A 26,460-nucleotide genomic window follows, 5' to 3' on the forward strand; every position below is an offset into this window, starting at 1 on the left:
GGACGTGCCGCGTCGACGTCGGACGCCGGTACGGCCACGGGCCCGGCTGCCGCAGTGCCGTCCCGGCCGGGGTGGCGTCGACGGCGAACCGGTGACCGTGCGGGCCGACGCGTCGAGCAGGTGCGCCGACGCCCTCGCCGCTTGCTCGGTCACCGTCTCGGCCTCGACGTGGGAGAGCGCGTCAGCGCGTTCCGCGCGAACCGAGTGAACCCCGTGCTCCCCGTGCTCCGCGCGATTCCCGTGGTCCCAGTGCCCCGCGCGTCATTCGGATGTGCGGGCCCGGGCCAGCGCCAGCTCCACGCCCGGTTCCTGGCGGCCGAGGAAGGTGGGGTCGGGCCGGAACGCGGCGTCGGCGGCGGCCTTCCCCGCCGCGAGGATCTCCCGGGCGCCCCCGTAGTACCAGGTGGCATCGTGGCGTTCGTCGACCCCGACCCCGTGCGAGGCGACCCCGGCCGCCTCGCACAGCGCCACCGCCCGCCGGACGTGGAAGCCCTGGCTGATCAGCACCGCCCGGTCCACCCCGAAGATCTTCTTCGCGCGGACGCAGGAGTCCCAGGTGTCGAAGCCCGCGTAGTCGCTGACGATCCGGGCGTCGGGCACGCCGTGCCGGGTGAGGTAGGCGCGCATCGCGTCGGGCTCGTCGTAGTCCTCGCGGCTGTTGTCGCCGGTGACCAGCACCACCCGGATCCGGCCCGCCCGGTACAGCTCGGCCGCCGCGTCCAGCCGGTGCGCGAGGTAGGGCGACGGCTCCCCGTCCCACAGGCCCGCGCCGAACACCACGGCCACGTCGGTGCGCGGCACGTCGGTCGCGGTGTGCAGCCGTCCGTCCGTCGTCAGGTGCAGCCACGTCGCCGGGAGCAGCGCCAGCGTGCCGAGACCCGCCACCACCCGCACCAGCCGGCGCTGTCCCGCGCGGGTGCGCGGCAGGCGGGGACGGCGGACGGTGAATCGGCGCATCGAAGCGGTCCTTCCCGGGGCGACACTCGCGGTCGAAGACGTCCCGGCGGCACCGCCGGTTCGGCGGGCATGCTGTGACCGGTCTCACGCGGGGGGCGTGCGCCCAGGTCAGGACGCCTCACCCGACTCCCGGGGCGGCCGGTGGCGGACCGGAAAACGCCCGTCACGCCCGCGCAACCGCCCGGCAACGTGCCCGGTCCAGCATCGGTGCATGACCGCGATCCCTCCCGTCGGCCCGGCGCACCCCACCGACCCGGCGCACTCCGCCGGCCCGGCGCACCCCGGTGGCCCGGCCCGCCTCGACACCTCCGGTGACCTCCTGCACCGGATCGGCGCCACGCTCGCCGGACGGCTCGGCCGGCTCGCCCCGGACGGGCGGCGCCTGCCGGAACGGCCCGCCCTCGTCGTCGTGGCCCACGGCAGCCGCGACCCGCGTGCCCTCACCACGGTCACCGCCCTGCTCGACCGCGTGCGCGCCCTGCGCCCCGGCCTGCCCGTGCACCTCGGCCACATCGAGCTCAGCGCGCCCCCGCTGCCCGACACCCTCGCCGCGCTCGACGCCCGTGACACCGGCGCGGCCGTGCTGGTCCCGCTGCTGTTCGGCCGCGGCCACCACGTCAAACGGGACATCCCCGCGCTGGCCGCCGGCGCCCGCACGCCCCTCCGGGTCGCCGCGCCGCTCGGCCCGCACCCCCTGCTCGTGGACGCCCTGCACGAGCGGCTGACCGAGGCCGGCTGGCCCGTGCGTCCGGACGCCGCCACCCGCCGCACGGGCGCCGTCGTCCTCGCCTCCGCCGGGTCGCGCGACCCCGAGGGGCGGGCCGCCGTCGGCCGCACCGCGCGGCTGCTCGCGGCCCGGCTCGGCGTCCCCGTCGTCGCCGCCCACGCCTCCGCCGCCGCGCCCACCGTCCCGGACGCCGTGCGCGCCCTGGCCACGCGGGGACGGCACCGGGTGGCCGTCGCCTCCTGCTTCACCGCGCCCGGCCGTTTCGCCACCGCGTGCGCCGAGGCCGCCCCGTGGATCGCCTCCGCCCCCCTCGGCACCCACCCGGCGCTCGCCCGGCTCCTCCTGCACCGCTACGACGAGGCCCTGGCGGCCCCCGGCCCGCGCCCCGTCCCGCAACTCGCCCCGGCCTGAACCGCCGCCGCAGGGCACCCCGGCCTCCGTCCCGAAACCCGCCCGGCCTGAGCCCCCCGCCCCCGCCCCGTCACGGAACTCGCCCCGGCCTGAACCGCAGCAGCCGGTCGGCCGCCCCCGTCCCGGAACCCGCCCCGGTCCGAGCCAGTGCCGCCGCCGGGCCGCCACCCCCGGCGGGAGCCCCACGTCCCGGCCACCCGCCTCCCGGTTCCCCGCCCGCCCCCGCCTGCGTCTACTGTCGGTGCATGGAAGGCACCCCGGCCCGCACCCCCGCCACACCCGTCCCGTACGAGAACCACGTCCCGCCCGCCGGATACGACCCCGCGGCCGTCGAGCGCTGGGCCGCCGAGCCCGACAAACGCCCCGGCCGCACCGCCTTCCAGCGCGACCGCGCCCGCGTGCTGCACTCCTCCGCCCTGCGCCGCCTGGCCGGCAAGACCCAGGTCGTCACCCCCGGCGAGGCCAACCCCGTGTGGGACGCCAGCCCCCGCACCCGCCTCACCCACTCCCTGGAGTGCGCCCAGGTCGGCCGGGAACTCGGCGCCGCCCTCGGCTGCGACCCCGACCTGGTGGAGGCCGCCTGCCTCTCCCACGACCTCGGCCACCCGCCCTTCGGGCACAACGGGGAACAGGCGCTGAACGAGTTCGCCGAGGACTGCGGCGGCTTCGAGGGCAACGCCCAGTCGCTGCGCCTGCTCACCCGCATCGAGCCCAAGCGGTTCGTCACCGACCCCGGCACCGGGGAGGCCACCGGCGTCGGGCTCAACCTGACCCGCGCCACCCTGGACGCCGCCACCAAGTACCCCTGGTCCCGGGGCGCCCACCCCACCGACCCCGACTCGCCGAAGTTCGGCGTGTACCCGGACGACCGGCCGGTCTTCGACTGGGTGCGCAAGGGCGCCCCCGGAACCCGCATCTGCTTCGAGGCGCAGGTCATGGACTGGGCCGACGACGTGGCCTACTCCGTGCACGACGTGGAGGACGGCCTGCACGCCGGTCACATCGACCCCAACTGCCTGCACGCCGACCCCGAACGGGAGGCGGTCTTCGCCGTCGCGATCGGCCGCTACGTGCCCGACGGCACCGACCCGGCCGAACTCGCCGAGGCCCTCGACCGGCTCCTCGCCCAGGAGTGGTGGCCGCACGGCTACGACGGGACCGCCGTCGCCCAGGCCCGGCTGAAGGACGCCACCAGCCAGCTCATCGGCCGGTTCTGCCTCGCCGCCGAGGGCGCCACCCGGCAGACCTGGGGCACCGGACGCCTCACCCGCTACGAGGCGGAACTCGTGGTGCCCCGGGGCACCCGCATGGAGTGCGCCGTGCTCAAGGCCGTCGCCGACCGCTACGTCATGCAGCGCGCGGAACAGGAGCGGCTCCGCGCCGACCAGCGGATCGTCGTCCTCGAACTGGCCGAGGCGCTCACCGCCCGCGCCCCCGACGGCCTGGACCCCCAGTTCCGCTCCCTGTTCGACCGGGCCCCCGACGACCGCGCCCGCAAGCGCGTGGTCGTCGACCAGCTGGCCTCCCTCACCGACGCCTCGGCCCGTTCGCTTCACGCCCGCCTCACCGGGGCAGGAACCAGGAAGGACCGCCACCACCGGGACCGGTGAGACGCGAGGGGCGCGAGCCCGCCCGATCGTGACCCTGCGTGGCCTGATCGGGTCACTCCCCCTTCCCGCGGCTCCGCGGGTGCGGGAGGCTCGCAGGTGGCGGCACGCTCAGGAGGAGGCATCACGTGGTCGACGCGGACCAGACATTCGTCATCGTCGGAGGCGGACTCGCCGGCGCGAAGGCGGCCGAGACGCTGCGAACGGAGGGCTTCACCGGCCGGGTGATACTGATCGGCGACGAACGCGACCACCCCTACGAGCGCCCGCCCCTGTCCAAGGGCTACCTCCTCGGCAAGGACGCCCGCGAGAGCGCCCAGGTGCACGAGCCCGCCTGGTACGCCCGCCACGACATCGAACTCCACCTCGGCCAGACCGTCGACGCCGTGGACCGCGCCGCGAAGACCGTGCGCTTCGGCGAGGACGGCACCACCGTCCGCTACGACAAGCTGCTGCTGGCCACCGGCGCCGAGCCCCGCCGCCTCGACGTCCCCGGCACCGGCCTGGCCGGCGTGCACCACCTGCGCCGCCTCTCCCACGCCGACCGGCTCAAGGGCGTCCTGGCCTCCCTCGGCCGGGACAACGGCCACCTGGTGATCGCCGGGGCCGGCTGGATCGGCCTGGAGGTCGCCGCCGCCGCCCGCGGCTACGGCGCCGAGGTCACCGTCGTGCACCGCGGCCCCACCCCGCTGCACTCGGTGCTCGGCCCCGAGCTGGGCCGGCTCTTCGCCGACCTGCACGAGGCGCACGGCGTCCGCTTCCACTTCGGCGCCACCCTCACCGAGATCACCGGCCAGGACGGCATGGTCCTCGCCACCCGCACCGACGACGGCGAGGAACACCCCGCGCACGCCGTCCTCGCGGCGATCGGCGCGGCCCCGCGCACCGCCGTCGCCGAGGCGGCCGGCCTGGAACTCGCCGACCCGGCGGACGGCGGCGGCATCCTGGTCGACGCGCGGCTGCGCACCTCCGACCCCGACATCCACGCCGCCGGGGACGTGGCGTCCTTCCCGCACCCCCTGTTCGGCACCCGGCTGCGCGTCGAGCACTGGGCCAACGCCCTCAACGGCGGCCCGGCCGCGGCCCGCGCCATGCTCGGCCGGGACGAGCCCTACGAGCGGGTGCCGTACTTCTTCACCGACCAGTACGACCTGGGCATGGAGTACTCCGGCTGGGCCCCCGCCGGCTCCTACGACCAGGTGGTGGTCCGGGGTGACACCGGCAAACGGGAGTTCATCGCCTTCTGGGTGAAGGACGGCCGGGTGCTGGCGGGCATGAACGTCAACGTCTGGGACGTCACCGACACCGTCCAGCGGCTGATCCGCTCCCGCGCGGTCGTGGACACCGAGGCCCTGGCCGACCCGCACGTCCCGCTGGACAGCCTCGTCCCCTGAGGCCCCGCCCGGGGCCCGCACCAAGCCGGACATCATGCCGGACGCCGTGCCGGTGCGGGCCCCGGTGCCGGGCCCGGGGCGTGCCGGCCGGGCACCGTAGACTCGCGGTGTGGCTGGACGGATCAACGACGAGGACGTGAAGGCGGTACGGGACGCGGTCCCGATCGACGCCGTCGTCTCCGAGTACCTCCAGCTGCGCAACGCCGGCGGCGGCAACCTCAAGGGCCTGTGCCCCTTCCACGACGAGAAGTCGCCGTCCTTCCAGGTCAGCCCCAGCAAGGGGCTGTTCCACTGCTTCGGCTGCCAGGAGGGCGGCGACACCATCACGTTCGTGATGAAGGTCGACCACCTCTCCTTCTCCGAGGCCGTCGAGCGCCTCGCCGCCCAGGCCGGCATCACCCTGCGCTACGAGGAGGGCGGCTACAACCCCGCCCACCAGCGCGGCGAGCGGATCCGCCTGGTCGAGGCCCACAAGATCGCCGCCGAGTGGTACGCGGAGCAGCTCGCCGGCTCCCCGGAGGCCGAGACCGGCCGGGTCTTCCTCGCCGAGCGCGGCTTCGACCAGGCCGCCGCCGTCCACTTCGGCGTCGGCTACAGCCCCCAGGGCTGGGACCACCTCGTCCGCTTCCTGCGCGGCAAGGGCTTCAGCGACAAGGAACTCGTCCTGTCCGGCCTCGCCCAGGAGGGCCGCCGCGGGCCCATCGACCGCTTCCGCGGCCGGCTGATGTGGCCCATCCGCGACATCGGCGGCGACGTCGTCGGCTTCGGCGCCCGCAAGCTGTACGAGGCGGACAACGGCCCCAAGTACCTCAACACCCCCGAGACGGCGATCTACAAGAAGTCCCAGGTGCTGTACGGCATCGACCTGGCGAAGAAGGACATCGCGAAGTCCTCCCGCGCCGTCGTCGTCGAGGGCTACACCGACGTCATGGCCTGCCACCTGGCCGGCGTCACCACCGCCATCGCCACCTGCGGCACCGCCTTCGGCGGCGACCACATCAAGATCCTGCGCCGCCTGCTCATGGACAACGGCAGCGCCCGCGTGATCTTCACCTTCGACGGCGACGCGGCCGGGCAGAAGGCCGCGCTGCGGGCCTTCGAGGACGACCAGAAGTTCGCCGCCGAGACCTACATCGCCATCGCCCCCGACGGCATGGACCCCTGCGACCTGCGCCTCGCCAAGGGCGACGACGCGGTCGCCGACCTGACCGAACCCCGCACCCCGCTGTTCGAGTTCGCGCTGCGCCAGATCGTCGGCCGCTACGACCTGGACACCCCGGCCGGGCGGGCCGCGGCCCTCGACGAGGCCGCGCCGGTCGTCGCCCGCATCAAGAACAGCGGGGCCCAGCACGAGGTCGCCGTCCAGCTCGCCGGCATGCTCGGCATCCTCGACACCCAGTTCGTCGTCCGGCGGGTCGCCCAGCTGGCCCGCTGGGCCCGCGACCGCGGCGGCAAGGGGCCCGCCCCCGAGCGGCCCGGCCGCCCGCAGCACGGCGGCCCCCCGCAGCAGTACGCCGCCGCCCCGGCCGGACCGCGCGGCCCCGCCCTCAACCTGCGCAACCCCGTCTTCGCCACCGAGCGCGAGCTGCTCAAGCTGGCCCTCCAGCGCCCCGAGCTGGTCTCCCCGGCCTTCGACGCGTACGGCGTGGACGAGTTCACCGCCCCGCCCTACGCGGCCGTTCGCCAGGCGATCCTGGACGCCGGGGGCGCGGAGTACGGCACGCAGGACCCGCAGCAGTACCTGATCCGGGTCCGTGACGCCGCCCCCGACGACACCGTCCGCGCCATGGTCACCGAGCTGGCGGTCGAGGCGATCCTGCTGCACCGGGGCGTCAAGGAGGTCGACGAGACCTACGCGGGCGCCCAGCTGGTCACCGTCCGCCGCCGCGCCGTCGAACGCCGCATCCGGGACATCACCAGCCGCCTCACCCGCCTCGGCACCCAGGCCGACCCGGCCGAACTCACCGCCGTGCAGAACGAGTTGTGGGTCCTCCAGCAGTACGACCAGTCCCTGCGGGAACACGGCGCGGCGGCGCTGTAGTCCCTCCAGGCCGGGGCCCTCCCGCCCGGGGCCGCCGGCGCGCGCCCGGCGGGCCGGCGCCCGACCGCCCGGCCCGCTCCGGGCGGCGCCGGTCACCCGCCCGTCACGGGCCGGTCGCAAAAAGTCATCGCACGCCCCTCGTGAGGACGATGTGTCGTACCCCACACTGGGGGCGGTGCCTGAGTCCTCGGAGCGCGGCCGGCCCGTCCCCGACGGTTCCCGGACCCCCGCGGTCGTGCTCCTCGCGTACGGGACGGACCGCGGCGAGGCCGCCGACTCCGCCCCCGAAGTACCGCTGCCGCCCTCCATGGCAGCGATCACCCAGGAGGTCGCCCCCGTGCAGACCCGGACCCTCACCCAGACCGGCCCGGCCCCGGCCGCCCCCCGGCCGGACGCGGACCTGCTCCTGGCGGTGCCCGCGGCGGGCCGTGCCGGGCACCGGCCCACGGCGGAACCGGACACCTCCCCGGCCGAACCGCCCGAGCCGGAGCTCGACGCGCCGCCCCCGCCCGAGCCGGAGCTCGACGCACCGGACCCGCCCGAGGCCGCCGAGCCGGCGGAACCCGAGGAGACCGCGCCGCCGCCCGCGCGCGCCGAGACCGGCGGTCCCACCTCCGACCTATTCCGCCAGTACCTGCGGGAGATCGGCCGCATCCCGCTGCTCACCGCCGCCGAGGAGGTCGAGCTGGCGCGGCGCGTGGAGGTCGGCCTGTTCGCCGAGGAGAAGCTGCGGCTCACCCCCGACCTCGACAGCCGGCTCGCCCTGGACCTGGACCGGCTCGTCGTCATGGGCCGGATGGCCAAGCGCCGGCTGATCGAGTCCAACCTGCGGCTCGTGGTCTCCGTCGCCAAGCGCTACGTGGGCCGCGGCCTGACCATGCTCGACCTGGTCCAGGAGGGCAACCTCGGACTGATCCGCGCCGTGGAGAAGTTCGACTACGCCCGCGGCTACAAGTTCTCCACCTACGCCACCTGGTGGATCCGCCAGGCGATGTCCCGCGCGCTCGCCGACCAGGCCCGCACCATCCGGGTGCCGGTGCACGTGGTGGAGCTGATCAACCGCGTGGTCCGCGTACAGCGCCGGATGCTCCAGGAACGGGGCTACGAGCCGACGCCCGAGGAGGTCGCGGCGCACCTCGGCCTCACCCCCGAGCGGGTCGGCGAGGTGCTGCGGCTCGCGCAGGAACCGGTGTCGCTGCACGCGCCCGTCGGCGAGGAGGACGACGTCGCCCTCGGCGACCTCATCGAGGACGGGGACGCCGCCAGCCCGGTGGAGTCCGCCGCGTTCCTGCTGCTGCGGCAGCACCTGGAGGCGGTCCTGTCGACGCTGGGGGAGCGGGAGCGCAAGGTCGTGCAGCTCCGATACGGACTGGTCGACGGCCGCCCGCGCACCCTGGAGGAGATCGGCCGGATCTTCGGCGTGACCCGCGAACGCATACGCCAGATCGAGTCCAAGACCCTCGGCAAACTGCGCGACCACGCCTTCGCGGACCAGCTCCGGGGGTACCTCGACTGAGACCGCCCGCCCCGGAGGCCCCCGAAGAGTCCCTCAAGACCTCCGGGGACCCCAGGCGGGGACGCCGGGGCCGGAGCCCGCCCTACTCGACCTCCACCACCGCCTCGGCGAACTGGGCCCGGTACAGGCGGGCGTAGGCGCCGCCGGCCGTCAACAGCTCCTCGTGGGTGCCCTGTTCGACGATCGCGCCGTCCTCCATGACCAGGATCATGTCCGCGTCCCGGATCGTCGACAGCCGGTGCGCGATGACGAACGACGTCCGGCCGTGGGCCAGCCGGGCCATCGCCCTCTGGATCAGCACCTCGGTCCGGGTGTCCACCGAGCTGGTCGCCTCGTCGAGCACCAGGATCACCGGATCGGACAGGAACGCCCGCGCGATGGTGATCAGTTGCTTCTCCCCGGCGCTGACCCCGCTGCCCTCCTCGTCGATCACCGTGTCGTAGCCGTCGGGCAGGGTGCGGACGAACCGGTCGGCGTGCGCGGCCCGGGCCGCCTCCTCGATCTCCTCGCGGCTCACCTCCCGCGCGGCGCCGTAGGCGATGTTCTCCGCGATGGTGCCGCCGAACAGCCAGGTGTCCTGGAGCACCATGCCGATCCCGGCGCGCAGCTCGTCCCGCGTCATCCGCGCGATGTCCACCCCGTCCAGGGTGATGCGCCCGCCCGAGACCTCGTAGAACCGCAGCAGCAGGTTGACCAGGGTGGTCTTCCCCGCTCCGGTCGGGCCGACGATCGCCACGGTCCGCCCCGGCTCCACCGTCAGCGACAGGTTTTCGATCAGCGGCCTGTCCGGGTCGTAGTGGAACGACACGTGCTCCAGCGCCACCCGCCCGCGCAGGACCGCCGGACGCTCCGCCGGTTCGGTGTCGGCCCGCTGCTCCTCGGCGTCGAGCAGTTCGAAGACCCGCTCCGCCGACGCGACCCCCGACTGCACCAGGTTCGCCATGGACGCGATCTGGGTCAGCGGCATCGAGAACTGCCGCGAGTACTGGATGAACGCCTGCACGTCCCCGATGGACAGGGAACCGGAGGCCACCCTGAGACCCCCGACGACCGCCACCAGTACGTAGTTCAGGTTCGACACGAAGAACATCAGCGGCTGCATCATGCCGCTGTTGAACTGCGCCCGGAACCCGGCCTCGTACAGGGCCTCGTTCTCCTCGGCGAACCGCCGGGCCGACTCCTCCTGCCGGCCGAACACCTTCACCAGGGTGTGGCCGGTGTACATCTCCTCGATGTGCGCGTTGAGCGTGCCGGTGCTGCGCCACTGCTGCACGAAGTGCGGCTGCGACCGCCGGCCGACCCGGGTGGCGACCACGAACGACAGCGGCACCGTCACCAGCGCGACCAGCGCCAGGATCCAGGAGACGTAGAACATCATGGCCAGCACGCCGAGGACGGTCAGCACCGAGTTGATCAACTGGCCCATCGACTGCTGGAGCGTCTGCCCGATGTTGTCGATGTCGTTGGTGGCGCGGCTGAGCACCTCGCCGCGCTGCCGCCGGTCGAAGTAGGACAGCGGCAGCCGGGACAGCTTGCCCTGCACGTCCTCGCGCATCCGGAACATGGTGCGGTTCACGGCCCGGTTCACCAGCCGGGTCGCCACCGCCATCAGCAGCCCGGCGCCCAGGAACACCGCCAGGGCGAGCAGCAGCACCTGCCCGACGGCGGAGAAGTCGATGCCCTGGCCCGGGGTGAAGTCGGTGCTGCGGAGCATGTCCGCGACATCGCCGTCGCCCCGCTCCCGCATGCCGTCCAGCACCTGCTCCTTCGACGGCCCCGACGGCATGTCCCGGCCGACGATCCCGGCGAAGACCAGGTCCGTGGCCCGGCCGAGGATCTTCGGCCCCACCACGCTGAGCCCGACGCTCAGCACCACGCACGCCAGCAGCGCGTACAGGGTGAGGCGTTCCGGCCGGAACCGGGCCACCAGCCGCCTGGACGACCCCGTGAAGTCCATCGAGCGCTGGTCGGGTCCGCCCCCGGCCGCCATCCGCCCCGCGGGCCCCGCCATCAGGCCGCCTCCGCTTCCGTGAGCTGGGAGAGCACGATCTCCCGGTAGGTCTCGTTGTCCGCCATCAGCTCGTGGTGGCGGCCGGTGCCGACGACCCGGCCCCCGTCCAGCACCATGATCCGGTCGGCGTCCCGGATGGTCGACACCCGCTGCGCGACGATCACCACGGTCGCCGAGGCGGTCTCCGCCGCCAGCGCCTCCCGCAGGGCCGCGTCGGTCGCGTAGTCGAGCGCCGAGAAGGAGTCGTCGAACAGGTAGATCTCCGGGCGCTGCACCAGGGTCCGGGCGATCGCCAGCCGTTGCCGCTGCCCGCCGGAGACGTTCGTCCCGCCCTGCGCGACGGGCGCGTCCAGCCCGCCCTCCAGCGCCGCCACGAACCCGGCGGCCTGCGCCACCTCCAGCGCGTGCCACAGTTCCTCGTCGGTGGCGTCCGGGTTGCCGTAGCGCAGGTTGGTCGCCACCGTCCCCGCGAACAGGTACGGCTTCTGCGGCACCAGGCCGACCGTCCGGGCCAGCAGCGCCGGATCCAGGTCGGCCACCGGCACCCCGTCGACCAGGACCTCCCCGGCGGTCGCGTCGAACAGCCGGGGGACCAGCCCCAGCAGGGTGGACTTGCCGCTGCCGGTGGACCCGATCACGGCGGTCACCTCGCCCGGCCGGGCCACCAGGTCGACGGACCGGAGCACCGGCTCCTCGGCGCCCGGGTAGCGGAAACCCGCCCCGCGCAGCTCCAGGTGCCCGTGCCGGCGCAGCTCGGTCACCGGCGCGGCCGGGGGCACCACGCTCGACGAGGTGTCCAGCACCTCGTGGATGCGCTCGGCGCACACCTCCGCGCGCGGCACCGACATGAACATGAAGGTGGCCATCATCACGGACATGACGATCTGCATCAGATACGCCAGGAAGGCGGTCAGGTCACCGATCTGCATCCCGCCGCTGTCGATGCGGTGCGCGCCGAACCAGACCACCGCGATCGACGACAGGTTCACCACCGTCATGACCACCGGGAACATCAGTGCCAGCAGGTTGCCGGTGGCCAGCGACACGTCGGTGAGTTCGGTGTTGGCCCGGCCGAACCGCCGCCGCTCGTAGGCGTCCCGCACGAACGCCCGGATCACCCGGTTGCCGGTGATCTGCTCGCGCAGCACCCGGTTCACCGTGTCCAGCCGCACCTGCATGGTCCGGAACAGCGGGCGCAGCCGCCGCACGATCAGCGTCACGCAGATCCCGAGCACCGGGACCACCGCGACGAGCACCCCGGACAGCGGCACGTCCAGCCCGAGCGCCATCACGATGCCGCCCACGCACATGATGGGCGCCGACACCATCAGGGTGAACGCCATCAGCACCAGCATCTGCACCTGGAGGACGTCGTTCGTGGTCCGGGTGATCAGCGAGGGCGCGCCGAAGTGACCGACCTCCCGCGCCGAGAAGGACTGCACCCGGTCGAACACGGCCGCCCGCACGTCCCTGCCGACCGCCGCCGCCGTCCTGGCGCCGTGGTACACGGCCCCGATGTTGCACCCCACCTGCACCAGCGAGACGACGAGCATCACGGCGCCGTACCGCACGATGTGACCGGTGTCGCCCCGGACGACGCCCTCGTCGATGATGTCGGCGTTCAGGGTGGGCAGGTAGAGCGTGGCGCTGGTCTGCAGGAACTGCAGCAGCACCAGCAGGGCGATGGGTCTGCGGTAGGGCCCGAGGAAGGTCCGCAGAAGTCGTATGAGCACGCTGCTTCTTTCGGCAGGGGTCGGCGGGGGCGCGGGGCGGCACGGGACGTCGCCCGTGGGCCCATCGTCGTGCACCCCACCCGCGTTACCTCAACCGATTTACCGCCCGGCTCCTCACCGCTGACCGCCGAACGCCCCCGGGTGGCTCTGCTCCCGCACCGACACGAACTGCTGGCGCACCGCCTGGCCCACCGCCAGCTCCTCGCCCGGATCCAGCACCTGGGCCGCCGCGCCCTGCCACACGGGCGGGGTCCGCGGATCCAGGGTGCCCTGCGAGGCGCCGAGCGCCCAGGCCGCCTGCCGGGCCGCGCCGATCGCCGCGTAGTCCGCGGGCTGCGGCACCATCACCTGCGCCCCGAACAGCGAGGGCGCCGCCGCCTGCACGGCCGGCAGCTCCGCGACCGACCCCAGCAGGAACACCCGGCGCACCTCCACGCCCCGGCCGCGCAGCACGTCCAGCGCGTCCGCGAGCCCGCACAGCATCCCCTCGAACGCGGCCCGCGCCAGGTGCTCCGGCTTCATCGACTCCCGGCGCAGCCCGGCCAGGGTCCCGGCGGTGTGCGGCAGGTTCGGGGTGCGCTCGCCCTCCAGATAGGGGAGCAGCACCAGTCCGTGCGCGCCCGGCGTCGACTTCATCGCCAGGTCGGACAGGCTCTCCAGGTCGGGCAGCCCCAGCAGCTCCGCCGTCCCGCGCAGCGTGCGCACCGCGTTCAGCGTGGTCACCACCGGCAGGTGCATGCCGGTCGCGTCGGCGAGGGCGGTGATCATGCCGGTGTGGTCGTAGAGCGCCTCGGGGTGCACCGCCATCACGGACCCGGAGGCCCCCAGGGACACCACCGCGTCGCCCAGGCCGATGCCCAGTCCGAAGGCCGCCGCCATCGTCTCGCCGGTGCCCGCCGAGATCAGCAGGCCCTCCGGGGTCGCGCCCGCCGCCTCGGCCGGGCCGATCACCTCCGGCAGGAGGACCTGGTGCCCGAGCGCCAGCTCCACCAGGTCGGGACGGTAGCCGCCGGTCGCCGCAGCCCAGTAGCCGGTGCCGGAGGCGCCGCCGCGGTCGGTGGTGCGCCGCACCGGCCGGCCCAGCAGCTGCCACACCAGCCAGTCGTGCGCCTGGAGCGCCACGGCGGTGCGCAGCGCGTTGTCGGGTTCGGTGCGGGCCAGCCAGCGCAGCTTGGTCACCGGCTGCGCGGCCTGCGGTACGCAGCCCACCGCCTGCGCCCACGCCTCGCGCCCGCCGAGCGCGTCCACCAGGTCGGCCGCGGCCACCTGGGCCCGTTTGTCGCCGCCGACCATGGCGGGCCGCACGGTGTTGCCCTGGGAGTCCAGCGGGACGAGCGCGTTCTGCTGCGCGGAGACCCCGATGGCCTGGACGCCCTCCAGCAGCCCGCCGCCCGCCGCCTCGCCCAGCGACAGCAGCCAGGCCTGCGGGTCCACGTCGGAGGGGCGGTGACCGTCGGGACTCTCCACCGGATGCGGCGCGTAGCCCTGCCTGAGCACGACTCCGGTGTCCGCGTCACAGACCACGATGCGAGTGAAATCGGGTGCACTGTCCAACCCGGCGACTATCCCCATGGCCGAAATTCTGCCGTATCACCGCACCCGGGGCGGCCCAGGGAGCCGTCCGGGTGCGGGGACGGTGCCGGCCGCGCCGTTCCGGCGCCCGCCGGGGGACACGGTCAGGTGTTGCTGGTGCCCCAGTCGTCCTCGGCGGGGCCGTGCGTGCTGCGCTCGCGCAGGGTGCGCACCCGCTGGGCCACCGAGTCCGGCATGCGGTCGCCGACCCGGTCGCTGACCACGTGGTACGCCTTGCCGGCGAACTCGCGGCTCTGCTGCGCGGCCGTCTCGGCGGTGTTGCGGACGGCGGGGTTCTGCGCGAACTGCTGGGCGGACTTCTTCAGCTGCTCGTAGCGTTCCCGCCCGGCGCGCGTGCCCAGCACGTACCCCAGGACGACTCCGGCGACGAACGTGAGCCGGTACCGCATGGCGGCCACCCTTCCCTTGTGTAGGTCTGCGTGTCAGCGTCGGACTCGTGCGGCACGGCGCCGGGGAGTACCGATTGGCGGAGCACCCCCCTGCTTGCGCTAATGTATGTGTCGCAGCGAGCGCGCGCCCCCTGGCGGATACCCAGGGAGGTACGTTCGATGCAACGAGGCATTCCTCCGTAGCTCAATTGGCAGAGCAGCCGGCTGTTAACCGGCAGGTTACTGGTTCGAGTCCAGTCGGGGGAGCTCGGTCCTCCGTAGCTCAATTGGCAGAGCAGCCGGCTGTTAACCGGCAGGTTACTGGTTCGAGTCCAGTCGGGGGAGCATGCTGAACGAGGACCCCCGCAGGGGTCCTTTTTCATGCCCGGGGGAACCGTTCACCACGCGGGGCAGTCCTCATGGTCGGCAGGGCCGCACGCTGCCGACCAGCCGGAGCAGGAGATCGTATGAGCGGCTATGCTGCGGCAGACGGCGCGTACGCATGTACGCGACACGCCGCTATGGGGCGGTAGCTCAGCCGGTTAGAGCAACGGACTCATAATCCGTCGGCCGTGGGTTCGAGTCCCACCCGCCCCACCAGCGCAGGTTCGCGAGCGGACGCTTCCGGTGCGCGGACGCTCCATGGACGAGGGATCCGAGATGACCAGCGGTGGCACCGAGAGCCCGGCCACCCTCTACGGGCCCGTCTCCCTCTTCTTCGGACTCCTCGGACTGGCCCTCGCCTTCTTCCTCGCGTTCTTCGGCATCCTGGCCGGCGCACTCGCCGTCACCTTCGGCGTCCTCGGCCTGGTCAGCGGGGCCGGGAGGCGGGCGCTGCCCGCCGTCGGCCTCGTGACCGGCACGGTGGCGGTGCTCGGCCCGCTCGTCCTCCTCCTCGCCTACGCCGGCGGACTCTGACGCCTCGGGCCGTGACACCGCGCGGACTCACGGCCTGTGGTCTCACGCCCTGCGGTCTCTCGGGCCTCGCGGCCTCTGCCGGTGACCGGCCGTCGCCCGCGGGCCGCGACGGACCCCGGGCGGCCCGGTCGCGTCCGGGAGGCGCATCCGACGGGACCTCACGGCGCCCCCCGACCCCGCCCGCGCCGCTCCGACCCCGCCTGCGCCGCTCCCGGCCGCGCGACCCGTCGAGCCCGTCGGCGCACTGCCGACGGGCTGCGGTGGCACGGGGCGGCCGGGCGGTCGGGCGGCCGGGCGGACGGCGGGACCGGGCGCTCAGCCCGGGGGCGTCTCCTCGTCGTCGTCGCGCTCGCCCTCGGCCTGCGACGGAGTGGGGTGCGGCGGGGATGCCTCGGCGCCGGGGCGGTCGTCGTCGTCGCGTTCGCCCTCGGCCTGGGACGGGGTGGGGGGCTCGGTGATGCTCATCGGCTGCCTCCTGGTCACGGGTCGGGGACCGCGTCCGTCCGCCGGGGACGGGGGTGTCCCCGCAGGGCCGCTACCGGGTACCCCGAACCGGCCGGGCGCACCCGGGGCCCGCTTCCCGCGGTCAGGGGCGGCGCCGCGCCACCGCCCGGGCGAGGGCCGTGCGGACCGCCGGGGGCGGCGGCGTGCCCTCCGCCTCGGCGCCGGCGGTGAGGGCGGCGGCGACCGTGCGCAGCTTGGTGTTGGACAGCTGGGACGCCTCGCGCAGGATGTGCCACGCCTCGTCCGAGGTGCAGCCGTGGGTGGCCATGAGGATGCCGCGGGCCTGGTCGATGACGGGGCGGGAGACGATCGCCTGGCGCAGCTGCTCGACCTCGGCGCGCAGCACGTGCAGCTGCTCGGCGCGTTCCAGGGCCACCGCGGAGGTGGTGGGTCCGTCCTCGGGCACCGGCTCGGGGGCGGGGGTGCGCAGCGGGTCGGTGGTGTCCAGGCCGGCCAGTTCCAGGATGCGGCGCGGCTGGCCGTTCCAGCAGGTGGCGGTGGTCGGGACGCCGTGGCGGTGGCCGTAGGCGCGCAGCACGTCCAGGAAGCGGAGCCCGGCCGTGTCCATGAAGTGGACGCCGCTCATGTCCAGGTCGACGCGGGTGACGTCGGCGGGCAGCGCGTCCAGCGTCTCGGCCAGGACGTCGGCGCAGCCCTCGACGAGTTCGCCCCGGGGCGTGAGCAGGGTGCCCCCGGCGTCCGTGTGTCCACCGATGACCAGGGTGTTGAGCCTGCCCGAGAGAGGGGGCGGGGTGGCCGCGGAGGTCATGTCACCGCCTTGTCGGTACTCGTGGGTGGTCGTCGGCCCTTCGTCCTTCCGCTGTCGGAACCGGGCGGTGGGCTGCGCGCGGTCCCGGTCGCACTGCGGTGCGCCTGCCCACCCTGCGGCTCGCTACACACCGGGCGGGGGATTGCACCCGGGTCCGGCGGGGCAGACCTGCTCTGGTCCAGGAGTGTGGGGAGACGGGTGTTGGGCACTCACCAGCGAACGCCGAGCGGGCCCGGCACGCCGGGGCCCGTCCTGACGGTCCGTCCCCTCGACGGGCGCACGGGGGTGCGCGCCGCCGGGGAGGTCGGTCTGGCCACCCGGGCCGTCTGGGAGAACGTGCTGGACCGGGCGGTGCGCGAGGGGGACGCCGTGTACTGCCTGGAGCTGTCCGCCGTGACCTTCGTCGACGTGGCGGGGGCCGGGGCCCTGGCGGCCGCCGCGGGGCGGCTCGGTGACGGCCGGCGGTTCGTGGTGCACCGGCCGCCGCAGGCGCTGCGCAGGGTGCTGGAGTTGTTCTGGCCGGACCTTCCGACGATCGAGGTGTCGATGTCATGACTGCCGCGGCCGAGACCGCCGGGCCGACCGCGGGCCCGGACCCCTTCCGGCACCCTGCCCTCCTCTACGAGGGCCGGGATGCGTACCTGGACGGCACCGTGTCCTTCGTGCGTGAGGGCCTGGCGGCCGGGGAGCCGGTCGCGGTGGCCGTGCCCGGGGAGAACCTGGCGCTGATCCGGGACGCGCTCGGCGGCGACGCGGAGCGGGTGCGTCTGCTGGACATGCGGGAGGCCGGGCGCAACCCGGGCCGCATCCTCCCCCGGGTGCTGCACGCCTTCGCCGACGCACAGGCGGACGGGCGGCGGGTGCGGATCGTCGGCGAGCCGGTCTGGGCGGGACGGTCCGCCCTCGAGTACCCGGCCTGCGTCCAGCACGAAGCGCTGATCAACGCCGCCTTCCGGGGCCGCGCAGTGACGATTCTGTGCCCGTACGACGTGACGACGCTGTCCGCGCGGGCGCTGGCCGACGCCCACGCCACCCACCCGGTCGTCATTCCGGCGGGGGGCCGGACGCCCGTGGCGAGTCCGGCGTACGCGCCGGACGAGGCCGTGGCCCGTGCCAACGAGGAGCTGCCCCCGGCGCCGGAGGCGATGGTCTTCCCGTTCGTCGCGGAGACGCTGACGGCGGCCCGGCACGCCGCCTCGGACGAGGGCCGGCGGCTCGGGCTGACCGGGATGCCGCTGGAGGACCTGGCGCTGGCCACCGCCGAGCTGACGACGAACAGCGTGGTGCACGGCGGGGGTTCGGGCGTGCTGCGGGTCTGGGCGGAGGACGGCCGGGTGGTGTGCGAGGTGCGTGACGGGGGACGGTTCACCGATCCGCTGGCCGGCCGCCGTCCCGCGAGCCGGGACCAGCGCGGCGGGCGGGGGCTGCTGATGGTGCATCTGATCGCCGACCTGGTGCGCGTCCACACGGCGGTGGACGGCACCACGGTGCGGTGCTGGTTCACCGGCTGAGCACCGGGGGCTTCCGCGTGGGCCCGGGCGCGGGCGGCGGTGTCAGCCCGCCAGCGGGTCCAGCACCAGCGGGGCGATCCGGCCCTCCAGCATGGCGCCGAGGCCCTGTACAGCGCAGACGTCCGGGCGTTCGGCGATGTGCACGGGCATGCCGGTCGCCTCGCGCAGCATCTGGTCGAGGCCGGGCAGCAGGGCGCTGCCGCCGACCATCATGATGCCGCGGTCGGCGAGGTCGGCCACCAGGTCGGGCGGGCAGGCGCGCAGCACCTTGCCGATGCCGTCCAGGACGGCGGTGAGCGGGGTCTGGATGGCCTGCCGCACGGCCGCGGTGTCGATGGTGACCGAGCGGGCCAGGCCGGTGGCGACGTCCCGGCCGTGGATCTCCGTGGAGTCGGGCCCCTGCGGGGTCAGGCCGTTGCCGGACAGGGCGATCTGCAGCGGCCGGACGGACTGGCTGGGCAGCATCAGTTCGTGCTGGTGGCGCAGGTGCTGCACGATCGCGTGGTCCACGGCCTCGCCGCCCACCGGGATGCGTTCGGCGGTCACGATGGAGCCCAGGGAGAGCACCGCGACCTGGGTGGCGGCCGCCCCGCAGACCATGATCATGGTCGCCTCGGGCTGCTCGACGGGGAGGCCGCAGCCGACGGCGGCGGCGATCAGGGTGTCGACCAGTTCCACTCTGCGGGCGCCGAGGCCGACCAGGGTCTCGGTCGCGGCGCGCCGGGCCAGCGGGTCGGAGTCGTGCGGGGTGCAGGCGGCGGCGCGCAGCCGGGGCTTGCGCCGCAGGGTGCGGCGGATCTTGTCGCCGAGCAGGTGCCGCAGCATGCGCTGGGCCATCTCGATGTCCACGACCGTGCCGCCGGACACCGGCCGCACCACGCGGATGTAGCCCGGTGTGCGGCCCGTCATCTTCTCCGCGAGCTCGCCGACCGCGATCAGCGCGCCGGTCCTGGTGTTGACGGCGGCGGCGGACGGCTGGTCGACGACGAGTCCGACGCCCTTGACGTAGACCCGGGTGCGGGCCGCACCGAGGTCGACGGCGAAGTGGCAGCGGCGCAACTGCTCCAGACTGGCGGTCACGGCAGATCCTCCCGAGTGCGGACCTCGTGGCCCGCCGGGCGACGGACCTCTGCAGCATCGTGCGCGGCGGCGGGGGCGCCCGCCCGTTGTGGGGGGCCGGGCGGGGGGCCGCCGAACGGGGGGCGGGCGCGCCGGGGAACGCGGCGGCGCCGCCTCCCTGGGACGGGGAGACGGCGCCGCGGGCGGATTCCTCCGGACGTCAGACCAGCCAGCCGACGAGGTGGACGAGGCCGGCGAGGACGTCGGTGAGAACGTTCATGAGTGCGGTGTCTCCTTGCGGTGAAGCACGAATGGGACCTGCGCCGACCACGGTCTGCAGCCCGTCGGTGGCACACCGTGAGTATGGTCAACGATGCGTGCCCCATGCACTCTTACGGGCGACGATCACCTGTTCCGGGGAACGGGTGATCGCGTGTTCGGTCGCCGGGGGGTTCAGGGGCTTCCGGGGTCTCGGAGGTCCCCGGGGCGGCGCCGGTGTCGTCGGCGGGGCGGGCCGCGTGGGTGGCGTCCGTGGGGCCGGTGGGGTCGGCGGCGTCGGGGGCGACGATCCCGCGCACCACGCCCAGGTCCACCAGGTCCTGCGGGCGGAGACGGAGTTGGTCCGCCGTCAGTTCCACCTCCGAGCAGGGGCGTTTGAGGATGGCCGCCGCCATCTCCGGCGCGATCACCGAGAAGTAGCCGTCCGGCGTCACCCAGGTCCGGCCGGGCGCGGCCAGGGCGAGGGCGCCCCCGGAGCCGCCCTCGCCGATCACCAGCGTGGTCACCGGCGTGCGGGCCTCGGCCACCGCTGCGAACAGGTCCGCGACGGCCGCCCCCACGCCCTCGCGCTCCGCCGCCGCGTCGTTGGCCGCACCCGGGGTGTCCACCAGGGTCAGCGCCGGGATGCCGAGCCGGTCCGCCAGCCGTATCAGCCGGGCGGCGGTGCGGTAGCCGGCCGGACGGGTCGCCGTGCCGGTCTGTGCGGCGAAGGCGACCGTGCGCCCGGAGCGGGTGCCGAAACCGCACAGCATGCCCCCGGGGTCCGCGCCCCCGGCACGGTCGCCGGTCAGCGGCAGCCGGCGGGAGAAGTAGGCGTCCAGGTAGGCGGTGGCGCGCGGGCGGTGCGGGGAGCGGGCGCGGAGCACCGCCTCCCAGCCGGTGGCGGGCGGCTCGGCCGTCCCGAGCGCGGCGGGCGGCGGTGCCGGTTCGGCGGAGGGCGAGGTCAGCAGCCGCAGCCACCCGCCCAGGGTGTCCCGCAGGTCCGCCGGCCGGACCACCGCGTCCACCGCGCCCGCCGTCAGCTGCGCCTCCGCGGTGTAGGCGGCCGGGTCGGCGTCCGGTGGCCGGACCCGGGAGCCCGCGAAGCCGACCTGGGCCCCGGGCAGGGCCAGGACCACGTCGGCGCCCGCCCCGAGGGTGGCCCATCCGCCCCCGGTCGTCGGGTCCCGGACCACCGCGATCTGCGGCAGCCCCGCCCGGCGGACCAGCGCGGAGGCGCGGGCGACGCGCTGGAGCTGGGTGAGCGCGAGCATGCCCTCCTGCATGCGGCTGCCGCCGGTGGCGACGAGCGCGACCACCGGCAGCCGGTGCTCACGGGCATGGGCGTACGCCGCGACCAGCAGGTCGCCGGTGCGCTCGCCGAGCGACCCGCCGAGGAAGCCGAACTCGAAGGCGATCAGCACGGCCGGGGTGCCCGCCACCCGGGCGGTCCCGCAGACCACCGACTCGACCTCGCCGGTGCGTTCGGCGGCGCGGGCCCGGGCGGAACCGTAGCCGGACCAGCCGAGCGGGCCGTCGGGCGCGGACCGGCCCCCGGGGGCGGGGAGGTCGGCGAAGTCGTCGGCGACCAGGGCGAGGACCGCGCGGGCCGGGAGACGGTCAGTCACGGCTCAGCGCCCGCTTCATGATCTTCCCCATGTCGTTGCGCGGCAGCGCGTCCAGCAGCCGCAGCACCCGCGGGCGCTTGTGCGGGGCCAGCCGGCGGGCCACGTGATCGGCCAGCTCCGGCAGGCCGGGCGGGGTCTGCGGGTCGGCCGGGACCACCCACGCCACGATCCGCTCGCCCAGGTCGGCGTCCGGTTCCCCGGTCACCGCCGCCTCCCGCACCCCCGGGTGTTCCAGCAGGGCGTTCTCGATCTCCCCGGCACCGATCTTGTAGCCGCCGCTCTTGATCAGGTCGGTGGCCTTGCGGCCGACGATCCGCACCGATCCGTCGTCCTCGCGCACCGCCATGTCGCCGGTGCGGAACCAGCCGTCGGCGGTGAAGGCGGCGGCGGTCGCGTCGGGGCGGTCGAGGTACTCCGTGAACAGGTGCGGGCCGCGCACCTGGATCTCGCCGACGCTCTCCCCGTCCGCCGCCGTCACCGGTGAGCCGTCCTCCTCCACCAGCCGCAGTTCCACCCCCGGCAGCGGCACCCCCACCGTGCCGGGGCGGGACGGGGCGTCGACGCGGACGCTGGTGTTCATCAGCGTCTCCGTCATGCCGTACCGCTCGATCACCCGGCGCCCGGTCGCCTTCTCGATCCGCTCGTGGTCGTGCACGGGCAGCGCGGCGGAACCGGACACCAGCAGCCGGGCCCCGGCCAGCGCCCCGGCCAGCGCGGGGTCGCCGGGCAGCGCCTCCGCGATCCGGTGGTACATCGTCGGCACCCCGAACAGCATGGTCGCGCCGTCGGACAGCTCGCGGGTCACGCCCTCGGTGGTGAACCGGCCCAGGTGGCGCAGCGATCCGCCCCGGCGCAGCGGGCCGAGCACCCCCAGCACCAGGCCGTGCACGTGGAACAGCGGGAGCCCGTGCACCAGCACGTCGTCGCCGGTCCAGTGCCAGGCGTCGGCCAGCGCGTCCAGGGTCACGGCGACGGCCCGGCGGGGGATCACGGCGCCCTTGGGCGGGCCGGTGGTGCCGGAGGTGTAGACGACCAGGGCCGGGTCCTCGCCGTCGGCGTCGTCCCCGGGGAGGGGGCCGTGCGGGGCGCGGTCCGTGACGTCGACCGTGCGGCGGGGCAGGTCCCCGAGCGGGCCGGGCAGGTCGGCACCGGCCGGGGCCAGCACCAGGTCGGGGGCGCTGTCGGCGAGGATGTGCCCGAGTTCCCGGTCACCGGACGCCGGGTTCAACGGCACCACGGCCGCCCCGGCGCGCAGCGCCCCGACGACGGCGACCGCGGTCTCCGGTGCGGGGGTGGCCCACACCGCGACCCGCCGCGCCGTCCGCAGCCCGCCGGCGACGGCGCCGGTCGCCGCGGCGAGGTCCCCGTACGTCAGTGAGCATCCGCCGAACCGCAGGGCGGGCCGGTCCGCCGGGGCGCCGGTCAGGGCGGGGAAAAGACTGGACACGCGTCGGACTCCTCGGGTCGGTGGCCGGTGACGGGCGGTACCGGTGATTCTGGGCAGTACCGCAGGGGTCCTACCCAGGGGGGTGCTCGGCATCCGGCGTCATCCGGCGCGGGAGTCCTCGTCCGGGGCGGCTTCGCATGCGCCCGCCGGGAGCCCTCGTCCGGGAGGTGCTCCGCACGCGGCACCGGGCCCGGCGTTCACCGGCCGTCCCGCGCCGACGCGTACCCGGGCGTCCGGCCCGACGCGCGTCCGGGCGCCCGCCGCCGACGCGTTCCCGGGGCGTCCAGGCGTCCGGCGGCTACAGGTGGACGAGGATCTTGACCTCCTCGTCCTTGTGGTCCACCAGCCGTCGCATGCCCTCCGTGGCGAGGTCCTCGACGGGGATGCGCCGGGTGATGAAGGGGCTGAGGTCGATGCGGCCCTCCTGGACCATGCGGATCACCGCCGGGTGGTCGTCCGCGTACCCCATGCTGCCCTGGATCTCGATCTCCTTGAACAGCAGGGCCATGGTGTCCAGCGTGGGGTTGTCCCCGTACAGGGCGACGACCTGCAGCCGTCCGCCGACCTTCAGCGCCTGCAGGAGCGTGTCGAGGACCGGCTGGACGCCCGCGCACTCGAACGCGACGTCGACGCCCTTGCCGCCGGTGATCTCCATCGCGCGGGCGGCGACGTCCTCCTGGCCCGGGTCGAGGACGTGGTCGGCGACCCCGGTGTCCTTGGCCTTCTGCTTGCGCTGCCCGCTCATCTCGCTGACGATCACCGTCGCCCCCAGGGCCTTCAGCACGGCCGCGGTGAACAGGCCGATCGGGCCGGCGCCGCCGACCAGGGCCACGTCGCCCTCGCCCGCGCCGGAGAGCCGGACCGCGTGCGCGGACACGCTCAGCGGCTCGATCAGGGCCGCCTGGTCCAGCGGCAGGTCACCGACGGGGTGCACGAACCGCCGTTCGACGACGATGTGCTCCGACATGCCGCCCCCGCCGCCGGAGAGGCCGATGAAGCCCAGCTTGGCGCAGATGTTGTAGCGGCCCTCGCGGCAGGCGAAGCACTCCCCGCAGACCAGCAGCGGTTCCACGACCACGGAGTCCCCGGGCGCCAGGCCCTCCACCCCGTCACCCACTTCCTCCACGGTCCCCGAGAACTCGTGCCCGAACACCAGGGGCGGCTCCTCGCCGGAGAGCGGGTGGGGGTGTCCCGCCGTCGGCATCGGGCTGACCGGACCGCCGAAGTAGACGTGCAGGTCGGAACCGCAGATGCCGGTCCACGCGGGGGCGATCTTCACCGTCCCCGGACGGACCTCGGGTTCCGGGACGTCGTCGATGCGGATGTCCTCGATGCCGTAGTAGCGCGCGGCCTTCATGGCGGGCTCCCTTCCGAGCCGACGGCACACCGCGGGCGCCGATGTGCCCGGTCGCCGCGCCGGGTACCCGCGTGGGGGCGGGGCGACACGTGGGAGGCGGGGCGGTCGGCGGCGCTCCGGGGGTGCTGGGGGCGTGAGGGGCGCGGGGGGCGCTTGCTAGCCTGCCGGACGGCCGCCCTCCACCGGACGGCCGCCGGGCAGGTGCCGCCCGGCGTGCGCGGACCCCGCCGGTCACCGTGCGTCCGCCCCCGGGTCCGCCGTTTCCGGTAGCTCCCGCCCGTCACCGCCCGCCCCTCCGTCCGCCGGTCCCCTACGTCGTCCCCGTGCGGTGTCCGGCCCGTCCGTCCAGGAGTACGCCGTGCCCCGAGTCGCCCTCGTCACGTGCCGGCCCCGGCCCGGGATCGCCGAGGACCCGGACCTGCCGGTCCTGGTGCGGGAGCTGACCGGGGCCGGGGTGCGGGCGTCCGCGGTGGAATGGGACGACCCGGCGGTGGACTGGGCCGCCTTCGACCTCGCCGTGATCCGGTCCACCTGGGACTACAGCTGGCGGGCCGCCGAGTTCACGGCGTGGGCCGAGCGCTGCGGCCGGCTCACCCGGCTGGCCAACCCGGCGGACGTGGTCCGCTGGAACACCGACAAGCGCTACCTCGGCGACCTCGCCGCGGCCGGCGTGCCCGTCGTCCCCACCCGCTACCTGGCACCCGGCGACCCGCCGGACCTGCCCGCCGGGCACGCGTTCGTCGTGAAGCCCACCTCCGGCGCGGGCGCCCGGCTCGCCGCCCGGTACGCCCCGGACGAGCACGCCACGGCCCTCGGGCAGCTGCGCCGGATGCACGCCGAGGGGTACACCGCGATGGTGCAGCCCTACGTCACCGCCATCGACCGGACCGGCGAGCGGGCGCTGCAGTTCTTCGGCGGGCGCCTGCTGCACGCCTCCCGCAAGGGCGCCGTCCTGCGGCCCGGTACGCCCTACGACGCCCGGAAGACCGCGCACCCCGGCCTGACGCCCTGGACGCCGGACGCGGCCGAACGCGAGGTCGCCGAGCGGGCGCTGGCCGCCGTGCCGGGGGCGCCGGAGCTGCTGTACGCGCGCGTCGACCTGGTGGACGGCGCGGACGGCCGGCCCCGGGTGATGGAACTGGAACTGGTGGAGCCCAACCTGTTCCTGTGGCTGCACCCCGCCTCGCTGCCGTCGGTGACGGCCGCGATCGTCAGGGCCGCCGAGGGTCCCCGACCGCGATCCGCTGGAGCAGGCCCCAGGTGAACTCCGCGACCACCTCGCGGGGCGCGCCGTGCGCGTCCGGGGCGGTGAGGGCCAGTCCCCAGCGGGTCGGGGCGGAGCCCTGGAGGGGGCGGGCCGGGGCGAAGGCGCGGGCGGCCTCCTCGACGGTGCAGGACCAGGGCGTCAGGTCGGCCACCGTGCGCAGGTCGGGCGGCGCGGCGCCCGGCGCGCGCACCAGCCACTGGTTCCACACCGCTCCGCCGGGCGCCGTCAGCACCTCGAAGCGCAGGTCCGGCCAGAGGGGCAGCGGCCACTGCCACGCCTCGCAGTCCAGGTCGCCGACCCGGCGCGGGGTCCGGGACTCCGGGGCGCCCAGCACCGACCGGACGAGGGCCCCCTCGCGCCGTTCCGGGCCGTGGGGGCGCGGGCGGGGGGAGCGGAGCATCGCCTGCCAGCGCCGGTGGGCCTCCCGCAGGTCGGCGGCGGAGGCGCCCAGGGCGCGCCGGGCGTCCTCCACGAGATCGGGGTTGTGGTCCGCCATCCGGCGCAGCAGGACGAGCTGGAAGTGCAGCGGGGTGAACGGTTCAGGGGGGCGTCGTCCGGTCGGCACGCGCACCATCGTCGCGCATCGGGCCCGCGCCGGGGCGGCGCCCGTCCGGGAGGAACAGCACCGAGTTGACGTAGCGGGGTCCCCGCAGGCCCGCGGGCAGCACCCGGCGGAGCAGCCCGTGGGTGGCGACGTGGCAGGAGCGCGCCTGGTGCGCCTCCAGCGGGAACCGGGACAGCGGCACCCAGGCGCCGGCGGGCAGCACCCAGCCGTCGTAGCCCAGCTCGGACAGCTGGGCGACGACCGGGGCGACGGGCTGGATGCGGGCCTCCAGCTCCACGAAGAGGGCGGGCCGGTCACGGGTGAGGACGCCGGTCGCGCCGCGCAGCACCGCCGACTCGTTGCCGTCCACGTCGATCTTGACGAAGCCGACGTCCCGCAGACCGAGGTCGTCCAGGGCGACACAGGTGACGTCGAGGGCGTCGTCGTGGATGTCCCGCCGCACCAGGGACGACACGCCCCGCTCGCCCCGGTCGCCGGAGGGCAGCCACAGGCGGGCGACGCCGGGCCGGTCGGAGGCCGCCGCGCGCACCACCTCGACGTTCGGCGGGGCGGTGGCGGCGAGCAGCCGCGCCAGGCGGGGGACCGGTTCGACGGTCACCACGCTCCGGGCCCGCGCGGCCAGCCGGTGCGTCCAGGGGCCGTACCAGCCGCCCACGTCGACGGCGGTGCCGCAGTCCGGCGGGCACAGGTCGGACAGCCGGGCCAGTTCCGGCTCGAAGCGCGGGTAGACCGCCCGCGCCGCCGCGGCCACCACCCGGTCGGGGAGCACGGACGCCAGCCGCGCGGCCACGGTGCGGTCGCTCACGGGGCGGCCCCCGG

The 26,460-nt window shown here is 75.2% G+C and carries 22 protein-coding genes and 3 tRNA genes; 12 read left to right on the top strand and 13 right to left on the bottom strand.

Translation table 11 applies throughout. The annotated features are described in order from the left end of the window. Positions 1-261: 261 nt before the first annotated feature. Complete coding sequence (locus AC02VZ_RS01175) at positions 262-957, bottom strand: SanA/YdcF family protein (protein ID WP_476474265.1); 696 nt, start codon at positions 955-957, stop codon at positions 262-264. A gap of 211 nt (positions 958-1,168) precedes the next feature. Here AC02VZ_RS01175 and AC02VZ_RS01180 point away from each other — a divergent pair, with 211 nt between their 5' ends. From AC02VZ_RS01180 to AC02VZ_RS01200, 5 genes are all read left to right on the top strand, one after another. Next, positions 1,169-2,095: a sirohydrochlorin chelatase gene (locus AC02VZ_RS01180; RefSeq protein WP_476474266.1), complete on the top strand. Its 927-nt coding sequence runs from the start codon at positions 1,169-1,171 to the stop codon at positions 2,093-2,095. A gap of 245 nt (positions 2,096-2,340) precedes the next feature. Further along, complete coding sequence (locus AC02VZ_RS01185; protein ID WP_476474267.1) at positions 2,341-3,705, top strand: deoxyguanosinetriphosphate triphosphohydrolase; 1,365 nt, start codon at positions 2,341-2,343, stop codon at positions 3,703-3,705. 125 nt (positions 3,706-3,830) lie between these two features. Beyond that, on the top strand, positions 3,831-5,096 hold the full coding sequence (locus tag AC02VZ_RS01190) for an NAD(P)/FAD-dependent oxidoreductase (protein ID WP_432054401.1): 1,266 nt from the start codon (positions 3,831-3,833) through the stop codon (positions 5,094-5,096). Between the two features lie 109 nt (positions 5,097-5,205). Beyond that, positions 5,206-7,137 carry a DNA primase gene (gene dnaG, locus AC02VZ_RS01195; RefSeq protein ID WP_432054400.1) on the top strand — a complete coding sequence of 644 codons (1,932 nt, stop codon included), beginning with the start codon at positions 5,206-5,208 and terminating at the stop codon, positions 7,135-7,137. 175 nt (positions 7,138-7,312) lie between these two features. Further along, positions 7,313-8,653 (top strand): RNA polymerase sigma factor, encoded by a 1,341-nt coding sequence (locus AC02VZ_RS01200; RefSeq protein WP_476474268.1) that lies wholly within the window; start codon positions 7,313-7,315, stop codon positions 8,651-8,653. 82 nt (positions 8,654-8,735) lie between these two features. On the opposite strand, the gene AC02VZ_RS01205 is transcribed toward AC02VZ_RS01200, so the two are convergent. The 4 genes from AC02VZ_RS01205 to AC02VZ_RS01220 all read right to left on the bottom strand — a co-directional run bounded on the left by AC02VZ_RS01205 (position 8,736) and on the right by AC02VZ_RS01220 (position 14,379). Next, positions 8,736-10,664, bottom strand: a complete 1,929-nt coding sequence (locus AC02VZ_RS01205) for an ABC transporter ATP-binding protein (RefSeq protein ID WP_476474269.1) — start codon at positions 10,662-10,664, stop codon at positions 8,736-8,738. Continuing rightward, a complete protein-coding gene (locus AC02VZ_RS01210; protein ID WP_476474270.1) occupies positions 10,664-12,397 on the bottom strand; it encodes an ABC transporter ATP-binding protein in 1,734 nt (577 codons plus the stop codon). The genes AC02VZ_RS01205 and AC02VZ_RS01210 overlap by 1 nt, the downstream gene beginning before the upstream one ends. 114 nt (positions 12,398-12,511) lie before the next feature. Then, positions 12,512-13,969 (bottom strand): FGGY family carbohydrate kinase, encoded by a 1,458-nt coding sequence (locus AC02VZ_RS01215; protein ID WP_476474271.1) that lies wholly within the window; start codon positions 13,967-13,969, stop codon positions 12,512-12,514. A 104-nt stretch (positions 13,970-14,073) separates the two neighbouring features. Next, on the bottom strand, positions 14,074-14,379 hold the full coding sequence (locus AC02VZ_RS01220; protein ID WP_362089342.1) for a YtxH domain-containing protein: 306 nt from the start codon (positions 14,377-14,379) through the stop codon (positions 14,074-14,076). Positions 14,380-14,552: 173 nt separating this feature from the next. Between AC02VZ_RS01220 and AC02VZ_RS01225 the strand changes: the two genes are divergently transcribed. From AC02VZ_RS01225 to AC02VZ_RS01240, 4 genes are all read left to right on the top strand, one after another. Further along, positions 14,553-14,625: transfer RNA gene (locus AC02VZ_RS01225), tRNA-Asn, on the top strand. Positions 14,626-14,630: 5 nt separating this feature from the next. Continuing rightward, positions 14,631-14,703, top strand: a tRNA-Asn gene (locus AC02VZ_RS01230). 178 nt (positions 14,704-14,881) lie between these two features. Beyond that, positions 14,882-14,958, top strand: a tRNA-Ile gene (locus AC02VZ_RS01235). Positions 14,959-15,000: 42 nt separating this feature from the next. Beyond that, positions 15,001-15,276: a hypothetical protein gene (locus AC02VZ_RS01240; RefSeq protein WP_432054396.1), complete on the top strand. Its 276-nt coding sequence runs from the start codon at positions 15,001-15,003 to the stop codon at positions 15,274-15,276. 315 nt (positions 15,277-15,591) lie between these two features. Here the strand turns inward: AC02VZ_RS01240 and AC02VZ_RS01245 are convergent, their stop codons facing one another. Next, the gene (locus AC02VZ_RS01245) at positions 15,592-15,741 is read right to left on the bottom strand and encodes a hypothetical protein (protein ID WP_432054395.1); all 150 of its coding nucleotides are present in this window, start codon (positions 15,739-15,741) and stop codon (positions 15,592-15,594) included. A gap of 121 nt (positions 15,742-15,862) precedes the next feature. After that, positions 15,863-16,549 (bottom strand): ANTAR domain-containing response regulator, encoded by a 687-nt coding sequence (locus AC02VZ_RS01250; RefSeq protein WP_432054394.1) that lies wholly within the window; start codon positions 16,547-16,549, stop codon positions 15,863-15,865. 201 nt (positions 16,550-16,750) lie between these two features. Between AC02VZ_RS01250 and AC02VZ_RS01255 the strand changes: the two genes are divergently transcribed. After that, entirely contained in the window at positions 16,751-17,104 is a 354-nt protein-coding gene (locus AC02VZ_RS01255) for an STAS domain-containing protein (RefSeq protein ID WP_432054393.1), read from the top strand. Next, the gene (locus AC02VZ_RS01260; RefSeq protein WP_432054392.1) at positions 17,101-18,060 is read left to right on the top strand and encodes an anti-sigma factor RsbA family regulatory protein; all 960 of its coding nucleotides are present in this window, start codon (positions 17,101-17,103) and stop codon (positions 18,058-18,060) included. Before AC02VZ_RS01255 ends, AC02VZ_RS01260 begins: the two co-directional genes overlap by 4 nt. Before the next feature lie 42 nt (positions 18,061-18,102). Here the strand turns inward: AC02VZ_RS01260 and mreB are convergent, their stop codons facing one another. The 4 genes from mreB to AC02VZ_RS01280 all read right to left on the bottom strand — a co-directional run bounded on the left by mreB (position 18,103) and on the right by AC02VZ_RS01280 (position 23,809). Beyond that, positions 18,103-19,140, bottom strand: coding sequence for a rod shape-determining protein (gene mreB / locus AC02VZ_RS01265; RefSeq protein WP_432054391.1), 1,038 nt, complete (start codon positions 19,138-19,140; stop codon positions 18,103-18,105). Between the two features lie 371 nt (positions 19,141-19,511). Beyond that, positions 19,512-21,005, bottom strand: a complete 1,494-nt coding sequence (locus AC02VZ_RS01270; RefSeq protein ID WP_476474272.1) for a carboxyl transferase domain-containing protein — start codon at positions 21,003-21,005, stop codon at positions 19,512-19,514. Next, on the bottom strand, positions 20,998-22,452 hold the full coding sequence (locus AC02VZ_RS01275; protein ID WP_432054389.1) for an acyl-CoA synthetase: 1,455 nt from the start codon (positions 22,450-22,452) through the stop codon (positions 20,998-21,000). Before AC02VZ_RS01275 ends, AC02VZ_RS01270 begins: the two co-directional genes overlap by 8 nt. A gap of 298 nt (positions 22,453-22,750) precedes the next feature. Then, positions 22,751-23,809, bottom strand: a complete 1,059-nt coding sequence (locus AC02VZ_RS01280) for a 2,3-butanediol dehydrogenase (protein WP_432054388.1) — start codon at positions 23,807-23,809, stop codon at positions 22,751-22,753. 358 nt (positions 23,810-24,167) lie between these two features. Here AC02VZ_RS01280 and AC02VZ_RS01285 point away from each other — a divergent pair, with 358 nt between their 5' ends. Beyond that, positions 24,168-25,073 carry an ATP-grasp domain-containing protein gene (locus AC02VZ_RS01285; protein ID WP_476474273.1) on the top strand — a complete coding sequence of 302 codons (906 nt, stop codon included), beginning with the start codon at positions 24,168-24,170 and terminating at the stop codon, positions 25,071-25,073. Here AC02VZ_RS01285 and AC02VZ_RS01290 read toward each other — a convergent pair. Together AC02VZ_RS01290 and AC02VZ_RS01295 are read right to left on the bottom strand one after the other, a co-directional pair. Further along, positions 25,021-25,650 carry a hypothetical protein gene (locus AC02VZ_RS01290; protein WP_476474274.1) on the bottom strand — a complete coding sequence of 210 codons (630 nt, stop codon included), beginning with the start codon at positions 25,648-25,650 and terminating at the stop codon, positions 25,021-25,023. The genes AC02VZ_RS01285 and AC02VZ_RS01290 overlap by 53 nt on opposite strands. Beyond that, positions 25,616-26,446 (bottom strand): FkbM family methyltransferase, encoded by an 831-nt coding sequence (locus tag AC02VZ_RS01295; RefSeq protein WP_432054385.1) that lies wholly within the window; start codon positions 26,444-26,446, stop codon positions 25,616-25,618. Before AC02VZ_RS01295 ends, AC02VZ_RS01290 begins: the two co-directional genes overlap by 35 nt. Between the last annotated feature and the right edge of the window lie 14 nt (positions 26,447-26,460).

This window comes from Streptomyces sp. 3-6 (assembly GCF_056323165.1).

What these genes read in the sequence shown, in the direction of transcription:
- AC02VZ_RS01175 (WP_476474265.1), bottom strand. Translation starts at nt 957, where the DNA reads ATGCGCCGATTCACCGTCCGCCGTCCCCGCCTGCCGCGCACCCGCGCG.
- AC02VZ_RS01180 (WP_476474266.1), top strand. Translation starts at nt 1,169, where the DNA reads ATGACCGCGATCCCTCCCGTCGGCCCGGCGCACCCCACCGACCCGGCG.
- AC02VZ_RS01185 (WP_476474267.1), top strand. Translation starts at nt 2,341, where the DNA reads ATGGAAGGCACCCCGGCCCGCACCCCCGCCACACCCGTCCCGTACGAG.
- AC02VZ_RS01205 (WP_476474269.1), bottom strand. Translation starts at nt 10,664, where the DNA reads ATGGCGGGGCCCGCGGGGCGGATGGCGGCCGGGGGCGGACCCGACCAG.
- AC02VZ_RS01215 (WP_476474271.1), bottom strand. Translation starts at nt 13,969, where the DNA reads ATGGGGATAGTCGCCGGGTTGGACAGTGCACCCGATTTCACTCGCATC.
- AC02VZ_RS01220 (WP_362089342.1), bottom strand. Translation starts at nt 14,379, where the DNA reads ATGCGGTACCGGCTCACGTTCGTCGCCGGAGTCGTCCTGGGGTACGTG.
- AC02VZ_RS01240 (WP_432054396.1), top strand. Translation starts at nt 15,001, where the DNA reads ATGGACGAGGGATCCGAGATGACCAGCGGTGGCACCGAGAGCCCGGCC.
- AC02VZ_RS01245 (WP_432054395.1), bottom strand. Translation starts at nt 15,741, where the DNA reads ATGAGCATCACCGAGCCCCCCACCCCGTCCCAGGCCGAGGGCGAACGC.
- AC02VZ_RS01250 (WP_432054394.1), bottom strand. Translation starts at nt 16,549, where the DNA reads ATGACCTCCGCGGCCACCCCGCCCCCTCTCTCGGGCAGGCTCAACACC.
- AC02VZ_RS01260 (WP_432054392.1), top strand. Translation starts at nt 17,101, where the DNA reads ATGACTGCCGCGGCCGAGACCGCCGGGCCGACCGCGGGCCCGGACCCC.
- AC02VZ_RS01280 (WP_432054388.1), bottom strand. Translation starts at nt 23,809, where the DNA reads ATGAAGGCCGCGCGCTACTACGGCATCGAGGACATCCGCATCGACGAC.
- AC02VZ_RS01290 (WP_476474274.1), bottom strand. Translation starts at nt 25,650, where the DNA reads ATGGTGCGCGTGCCGACCGGACGACGCCCCCCTGAACCGTTCACCCCG.